Origin of the sequence: Parafrankia discariae (genome assembly GCF_000373365.1) — a bacterium.
In the GTDB taxonomy this organism is placed as follows: Bacteria; Actinomycetota; Actinomycetes; order Frankiales; family Frankiaceae; genus Parafrankia; species Parafrankia discariae.
Genome location: NZ_KB891235.1, coordinates 35,082 through 42,196 on the forward strand (window position 1 = coordinate 35,082; position 7,115 = coordinate 42,196).

Annotated in this window: 8 protein-coding genes and 3 pseudogenes; 5 read left to right on the forward strand and 6 right to left on the reverse strand. The window is 68.0% G+C overall.

Going from position 1 to position 7,115, the window contains the following annotated elements:
• Positions 1-5: 5 nt before the first annotated feature.
• The 3 genes and pseudogenes from B056_RS0123645 to B056_RS46385 all read left to right on the forward strand — a co-directional run.
• Positions 6-665: a TetR family transcriptional regulator gene (locus B056_RS0123645; protein ID WP_018504336.1), complete on the forward strand. Its 660-nt coding sequence runs from the start codon at positions 6-8 to the stop codon at positions 663-665.
• Between the two features lie 954 nt (positions 666-1,619).
• Positions 1,620-2,189, forward strand: a complete 570-nt coding sequence (locus tag B056_RS0123650; RefSeq protein ID WP_230203151.1) for a DUF4062 domain-containing protein — start codon at positions 1,620-1,622, stop codon at positions 2,187-2,189.
• Positions 2,190-2,427: 238 nt separating this feature from the next.
• A pseudogene (locus B056_RS46385) lies at positions 2,428-2,553 on the forward strand (IS256 family transposase); the annotation flags it as partial.
• Here B056_RS46385 and B056_RS0123655 read toward each other — a convergent pair.
• Positions 2,541-3,002: a MarR family winged helix-turn-helix transcriptional regulator gene (locus B056_RS0123655; protein ID WP_026240063.1), complete on the reverse strand. Its 462-nt coding sequence runs from the start codon at positions 3,000-3,002 to the stop codon at positions 2,541-2,543. The pseudogene B056_RS46385 and the gene B056_RS0123655 sit on opposite strands and share 13 nt — an antisense overlap.
• 64 nt (positions 3,003-3,066) lie before the next feature.
• Between B056_RS0123655 and B056_RS0123660 the strand changes: the two genes are divergently transcribed.
• Entirely contained in the window at positions 3,067-3,435 is a 369-nt protein-coding gene (locus B056_RS0123660; protein ID WP_018504339.1) for a VOC family protein, read from the forward strand.
• A gap of 76 nt (positions 3,436-3,511) precedes the next feature.
• Here B056_RS0123660 and B056_RS44670 read toward each other — a convergent pair whose 3' ends face one another.
• Together B056_RS44670 and B056_RS44675 are read right to left on the reverse strand one after the other, a co-directional pair.
• Positions 3,512-4,162 (reverse strand): ISAs1 family transposase, encoded by a 651-nt coding sequence (locus B056_RS44670; protein ID WP_230203152.1) that lies wholly within the window; start codon positions 4,160-4,162, stop codon positions 3,512-3,514.
• Positions 4,117-4,620 carry a transposase family protein gene (locus B056_RS44675; RefSeq protein ID WP_230203153.1) on the reverse strand — a complete coding sequence of 168 codons (504 nt, stop codon included), beginning with the start codon at positions 4,618-4,620 and terminating at the stop codon, positions 4,117-4,119. The genes B056_RS44670 and B056_RS44675 overlap by 46 nt, the downstream gene beginning before the upstream one ends.
• Before the next feature lie 153 nt (positions 4,621-4,773).
• Between B056_RS44675 and B056_RS40970 the strand changes: the two are divergent.
• A pseudogene (locus B056_RS40970) lies at positions 4,774-5,562 on the forward strand (transposase).
• Positions 5,563-5,574: 12 nt separating this feature from the next.
• On the opposite strand, the gene B056_RS40975 reads toward B056_RS40970, so the two are convergent.
• The 3 genes and pseudogenes from B056_RS40975 to B056_RS43690 all read right to left on the reverse strand — a co-directional run.
• Complete coding sequence (locus tag B056_RS40975) at positions 5,575-5,961, reverse strand: tetratricopeptide repeat protein (protein ID WP_076784760.1); 387 nt, start codon at positions 5,959-5,961, stop codon at positions 5,575-5,577.
• A gap of 56 nt (positions 5,962-6,017) precedes the next feature.
• Complete coding sequence (locus tag B056_RS37740) at positions 6,018-6,449, reverse strand: GNAT family N-acetyltransferase (RefSeq protein ID WP_018504341.1); 432 nt, start codon at positions 6,447-6,449, stop codon at positions 6,018-6,020.
• A gap of 394 nt (positions 6,450-6,843) precedes the next feature.
• Positions 6,844-7,115 (reverse strand): annotated as a pseudogene (locus tag B056_RS43690) (IS3-like element ISCARN54 family transposase); the annotation flags it as partial.

The window sequence follows — 7,115 nt, forward strand, 5'->3', positions numbered from 1 at the left end:
ACCGGGTGTCCGGATCCCGGCCGGGCGACGCGGTCCTCCGGGTGGTGCTTGAGCTGCTCGAGTCCGGCGGCCACGACGCCGTCCAGATCCGCGAGGTGGTCCGCCGCGCGCACGTCTCGCCGCTGACGATCTACAAGCTGTTCCCCAGTCGGGACGAGCTCGTCGTGGCCGCGCTGCAGCAGTGGCTGACGGTCAACAGCTGCGCGCCGGTGGCGCCGCCGACCCCCGGCGAATCCCTCTACGACGGCCTGATGCGGGTGTTCCGGCACGTCTTCGAACCGTGGGAACGCAGCCCGCGCATCCTCGAGGCCTACCACCGGGCCCGCAACGGGCCGGGCGGGCGAAAGCTCGACCAGCAGGCCATGGGCGCCATCGAACCCGTCGCGCGCGCCATCCTGGTCGGCGGCGACCCCGACTACATCGACGACGTCGGGCTCATCCTCACGAACATGGCCTACGCCGTGGTCGGCCAGTTCGCGAACGGCGAGCTCGACATCACCGCCATTCTCCCGACCCTCGAACGGGCCGTCTTCCGCCTCACCACGAACAACGAGCCCGCCGCGACCGCGACACAGACGCGACGGACGCAGCCCGGCGGGTACCCCACATCGCCCGTACCCCGCGACCGACAGGACGCGGCCGGTCCGGGCGAGTCACAGCGCTGACGATCCTTGGAACGACGGCATACCGGCCACCGGCCGATGAACGCCGTTGGGTATGAATCCTTCTCAGCGAGATCAGCGGCTGGACGATCTAGTCGGCAGCGCTGATCGCGATCCGTTTCCCGTGGTCGGTGTTTCCCGTGGTCGGCATCGGGTGATCTGAAACCATGTCCGGTTTCTCGCCACGAGGTGGAGTGTTCCGTTCGCGTGCCTGCGGCGACCGAGATTAGAGCCGTACGGACAGGCAGGAATCGGTCGCCGGCTGGCGATCAAGCCAATACCCCACCTACCATGGCGACGATTTCGACAGCCCCTGTCCTGGCCAGCCAAAGGGGAGTCGCCGAGAAATGTACACCACGATTCTGACGTACGGCCGTCACGGGGTGCTTCCGGTATTTCTGGTCGCCGCGTCCGTCGTAGTAACCGCCTCCTGTGGGGGCGGGGCGGCCCTGTCCTCGTCCGAGAGCCTGGCCTCGGCCCTGCCCACAGAGCCGACCAGTCTCCCACTACAGCCGAATGCCCCGGACGTCGGCGGTGACGTCCAGGCTCCGCTGCAGGACGTGGCGCGGCTGCAACTGACCGAGGCGCAGGTGATGGAAATGACCGACGCGTGCCGTGAAACAAGCGAGATCGTGGCCGGTAGCGAATGCACGACGGCAATACAGGTTAATACCAGGAACGCCTCGCCGTGCGCGGCGAAGGATCTCTGCGCCACCGTGGCGGAATGGCTGGAATCAGGAACGGAGAGGGCTCCTGGATGGACTCTCCCGTCCTCCCGCTGGCCGACGGGACAATCGGCCGGTTCTGGCCGGTTCCACCGCGCGCTCCTGCTGATCCCGGGTGCGGCGCCCCCGCGGACGACGGTCGGCTGTACGTCGGCCGCGCGACACGCTCTCCCCATTTCGCCGCCTCCGCACTACCATGATGATCATGGGTAGGGTCTCCCCGGTCGTGTTCGTGAGCTGTGCGGAGGAACTCGAGCTGTCGCCCCGGCCGCGATCGTTCGCCGCCGCCGCATACGCCGCGGTGCGCGATTCGGGTTGCCGAGTGGCCGCTCCTTCGGGCTCGACCGGGCACAAAGACCCTCCGGCCGAGGAGCGCCGCCGGCAGGTCGGCACGTGCGACGTATACCTGGGGCTCATCGGCCGTGAGTACGGCTCCCAGGTCGTCGACCTGCCGTCCCGGTCCTACCTCGAGCTGGAGTACGCCGCCGCGCAGAAGGCCGGCCTCCACCGGATCGTGTTCGTCAGAACCCTCGAGACCGAGTCGATCGACGGTCGTCAACAGGCGTTCCGTGAACGAGCACGGCAGGACGGGCTGTGCGGCTGGTTCGTCGACGACGAGGAACTGCATCGGCTGGCGCGGATCGCGCTGGAGGGCTGGCGGTCCCGCTCGCCGAAACGCGCCGCGAGGAAGCGCGCCCGGCAGGACCCTCCGGGCATCGGCCCGGCGTGTGACGCGAATGGTCTGAAGGATTGGGCTCCGGAGATCGCGTCAGGCATTTCTGACGCCATAGGCTGGCCGTAGAGTGAGGACGTTCGACGGCGCCAATCTTGCAGGATAGACCGTCACTACCCGGGGGCGATTTACCCCGGGATCATCGCCGCGTTTCTAATCTATCTACCTATCGCAGTGGAGTCCATGGACGTGGTGCACGAAGAGCAACGATCTAGCGACTCGCCGGAGTGGCGGTCCGTGACGTAGAGCGACCACCGCGTGATCCTCACGAGAAATCTGCGAAAGCGACTCGAGGAGGAGATACGCGATGGCCGTGCGCCCGACTGTGACCGATGCCGACTCGTTCGGCAAAGAGCTGATGGCAGCGAGTCCGGACCTGCTGGGATCAGGGACACGGCAAAGTCGTAAATTCCGGAGCAGTTACGTCGCCGATGCGGGCGATTCGGTCAGTGAGGCGATGCACGCAGCGAGCAGGCGCCGCATCTGATCTTGCTCGCCGGTATCCAGATTGGCCAGCATGTCTTGCTCGACGCGGCGAACCGCGGCGCTGGCCACCTTGAGCTGGCGGCGCCCGCGGGCGGTCAGCTCGGTCGGCAGGGCCCTGCCTACGGGTGCCTGTGCCGGGCGGACGACGAGTCCCTGGCGTTCGAGGGCCTGCAGGAGCACGTTCATCGACTGCCGGGTGACGAAGGCGCCGCGGGCGAGCTCGGAGTTCGACAGGCCCGGCCGCTGGGCGAGCAGCTCCAGGCAGGCGTAGTGGGTGATCGTCATGCCGAGCGGCCTCAGCACGGCCTCCAGGGCAGAGTGCAGAGCGCTCGCGGCCGCCTTCAGCATGTACCCCAGCGATGTGTCCAGCTCGATTCCGGGCTCGCCTTGACTCATGTCAGCAGTCTGACATAGATTGCGGCGCGTCAGAAGACTGACATCCAATGGGAAGGCAAGGATCATGGCCGTCACGGGACCCGACTTCGTTTCACTGCAGGTGCGCGACCTGGAGCGTTCCGCCGCTTTCTACGAGCGGTACCTGGGGCTGAAGCGCTCCGACGCGGGCCCGTCGCACGCAGTCGTGTTCGACACCAAGCCGATCGCGTTCGCCGTCCGCGACGTCGCCGCGGGCACCGACCTGGACGCGATCGCGCAGCCGGGCCAGGGAATGGCGCTGTGGCTGCACGCCCCCGACGCGCAGGACATCCACGACGCCCTAGCCGCCGCCGGCGCGACGATCGTGTCAGCGCCCGTCGACGGGCCGTTCGGCCGCACTTTCACGTTCGCCGACCCGGACGGCTACCAGGTGACCCTCCACGACCGCGGCTGAGCCGGGCGTCCCGGTCTTCACCCTGAGCGGGCTTCTTACAGCGGAAGGCCAGCCGCCAGGGACACGGCAAAGCCGCTCATGCAGTTTGAAGCAGTTTTAGCGTCCGCTGCGGGTCGCGGGCGTGGTGGCGGTTAGCGGCGGCGATGTTGGCCTGGCCGTCCAAGCGCAGCAGGCTGATGGCCAGGCTGCGCAGCGAGGCCATCACACGGGGCGCGTTTCCTGTCCTGACCAGCGATCTATCCTCCTGATAAGTCACGTCGCGGACCCAGCGAAGCCGGTTTTCCATCTCCCAGTGGCCGCGGACCCAGGCCGCCAGGGTGGCGGGATCGGCGCCGCGGTCGCTGGTAATGAGGTACACGACCTCGACGGTCTTCTTTCCTTTCCTCGTGACCGTGCGGTGGACCTGCGCGACCTGGGCGGCGCCGGCGAACTCGATCCAGGCCGGCACCAGCACGACCTTGATCTTTCGACGGGCCCGGCGGCCGTGGCCCGTGCTCACGGCCGAGGTCGCGGGGATCCCGGTCCAGGGCAGCTTCTTCAGCTGCTTGTACAGGGTCGGCATGTTGGCCTTGACGGTCATCACGTAGTCGGCGTGCCGGCCGGTGATGGCCTGCGCCGTGTCGCTCTGCGTGTGCAGGGCGTCGACCGTGATGACCGCCCCGGCCAGGTCAGTGAACGCTTTCAGCAGTTCCCGGACGGCAGGAATCTCATTGGACTTCGCGTCCACGGCGACCTGGCCGAGGACCCCGCGCCGATACCGTGCGCTAGGGCCGCGACCAGGTGCGGGGCCTTCTCTTCCCTGTTCCGGGCGCCGCGGACGGCCATGCCGTCGACCGCGATTACCAGCCGGCCGCCGGCCTGCATCGCCCCGGTGTGAAGCCAGGCGCCAATGACCTGGTCGAGCACGTCCGCGCTGATCAGGGCGAACGCGCGCCGGAACGTGGACTCCTCCGCCGGCCCGCGGACCGCTCCGAGCCCGGCCAGCACGTCGGCCCCGGCATCGGCGGCCCACTGGCCGATCGCGGCGAACGACCTTGAGCCCGCGGTCACCGCCGCGACGCCGACGGCAAGCAGCCCGGCCAGCGAGTGCCGCCGCCCGCGTCTCTTCCGCGGGTCCGGGAGCTGAGCAAGCAGATCAAGAAGGTACTGGCTGCGGGCAGCAGCCGTCAGGGAGGGAGATGGCATAAGCGGGCGGGCGTCCCTCGTGGCAGACGACGGTGAGTGTGAGAGCTTCCATCGTTCCGCCGGGCCCCGCCCGCCACCCTCAGACACGCCAAACACATCACGGCGGTTATGACACCGCAGGTCACGGCCTAACTTCATGACTTTGCCGGGTCCCTGCTGCTGGGATCGATGGTGAAGGCGTTCGCGGAGGCGTTGATGGGCGCCGAGGCGGACGGGATCCGTGACGCCGAATATGGCGAGATATCCCGGATCGGGTTAACCGTCGGAATGGCCACCGGACGCGGGAATGGGACACGCGGGCTGGGACGATCAAGCTGGCGGTGCCGAAGCTGCGGCAGGGCTCGTACTTCCCGGAATGGCTGCTGACTCGCCGGCACCGCGCCGAACAGGCACTGATCTCGGTCGTGGCCACCTCCTGTCTGCTCGGAGTATCGACGAGAAGAGTCGACAGGCTCGTCGAGCAGCTCGGGGTCGCGAACATCTCGAAATCCCAGGTGTCCGAGCTCGCGAAGCACCTCGACGTTCAGGTCGAGGCGTTCCGGTCCCGGCCGCTGGACGCCGGCCCGTACCGGTTCGTGCAGGCGGACGCGCTGACGATGAAGGTCCGCGAGGACGGGGCCGGCTGGCCGGCGTTCTTCCGCGGCCTGGTCGCCCGGGGCCTGTCCGGGGTCCGCCTGGTGACCTCGGACGCCCACCGCGGCCTGGTCAACGCGATCGGGTCGACCCTGCCCGGCGCGTCCTGGCAGAGATGACGTCGCCGGTATCTTCCCCAGCCGTGACGCCATCATCCGGCTCGTCGGCGCCGTCCTCGCCGAACAACACGACGAGTGGATCGAAACCCACCGCTACATCGGCCTGAAAATCCTCGCCAGAACCGACCCCGCGCAGAAAACCGCCGACACACCCGAGATCAGCGTGACACCCGAAGCCCTCCCCGCATAACCTGAACCAGGATCACGCGAAGTCACTCTCCGTACACCACCACCGTGGACGTGGCATGGGCCGCAGCGTCCTGGCGGACAGGATGACAAGAGCCCGGTGACGAGAGATCGTCACGCCGGGATCTGTGGTAACCCGGGGGTGAGATCCCCCCCGGGCTACCCGACCGCTGGCGACACAGTCCCGCCACGCCCGCACCGCGCCGGCCGCCGCGACCGTGTTCGGGTGTTGTTGGCCGAACAGCCGCGCGAAGTCGGCGGCCACCCCCTTCTCGATGTTGATTGCGTCAGTGGTCCGCCCCGCCTGCCAGTACGAGTGGGCGAGGTTGTGGCGGGCGGTGAGGGTGTCTGGGTGTTTCTGGCCCAGCAGCCGCGCGGAGTCGGTCGGGCGTCTACGAGCCACGGGCCGTTCTCGGTGAACAGGCCCTCCGCATCGACCCGGCCCGGCGCGGAGGGCGCTCAGCCTGGCTTTTCCATGTCGACGAACTCCACGGCCCCGTAACCGTCGAACGTCTCGGCATGCCGGCCGGTCTCGGTGAAACCGAGGCGCTGGTACAGGCGGATGGCGCGTTCGTTGAAGGCGGCGACGTAGAGCACGACCCGGCGCTGCCCGTAGAAGGGGCGGGCGAACTCCAACCCGGCCAGCACGAACTGCTCGCCGAGCCCTCGGCCGGTGAGATCGGGCCGCAGGCCGAACCCGTAGAACAGCGCGTCGCCGTGCAACTCGAAGAAGTAGAAACCCATCAGCGCACCGTCGTCGTCGCGCACAGCGAAGAAAAGCTCGGGGTTCTTCACGGGTAGGCCGTCGTCGTCGTAGAAGTCGTAGGGCGGGTCGTACCGCCAGGCGGCGCGCTCGCCGAACATGGCATCGTCCGCCGGTTCGATCCTCACTGCTCCGCCCGTCCCGAACGCCGGTCCCGTCCCATCAGCGCAATTATTTCACTGCGCGGGGGGCTGGGGACACCTCCATCGAAATGCTGGCTTCGCCACGTCCGCTGAGCGCGAGGGGCAGACCGTCCAGCGACAACCCTCGTCCTCAACCTGGACCCGAACTGCGGTCACGTTCAGTAGTTGACAGTGGGGCTCCACTCCCGTCAGTACGAGCAGTCCGTGGGTCGCGCCGGACGCTGTCGGTCGGGAGAGGGAGTGTCCGTTCAACGGCTCTGTTCCACATTCGCTAGTGACTGTGTGTTAGCCGAGCAGGAGGTGCCGCCGTTGTGGTGGGGCAGGGTGAGGGCGGCGTCGACAGGCCGGCGGGTCGGAGCCTGTCAATCCCGATGAGACATCAGGCTGCTTGGTTCGTGGGTAGCGCCTCCTCGGTCTCGATGATCGTTGGTGGCTGGTTGATCCACGCCCTGGTCGGCAGCGCGGGCGGGGCCGGTCGGCGGCGGAACCGCTCAGGGTGGGCCGCGTAGGCGGCGTCGAGGACCTGGGAGCGACGGGCCTGGATCTCATGGGCGGTGCCGTCATGGACGCTGGCCGGGGTGTGCAGAGCGATACCCGAATGCCTGTGCTCGTTGTTGTAGTAGCGGAAGAAGACGTCGCAGAAGACGCGGG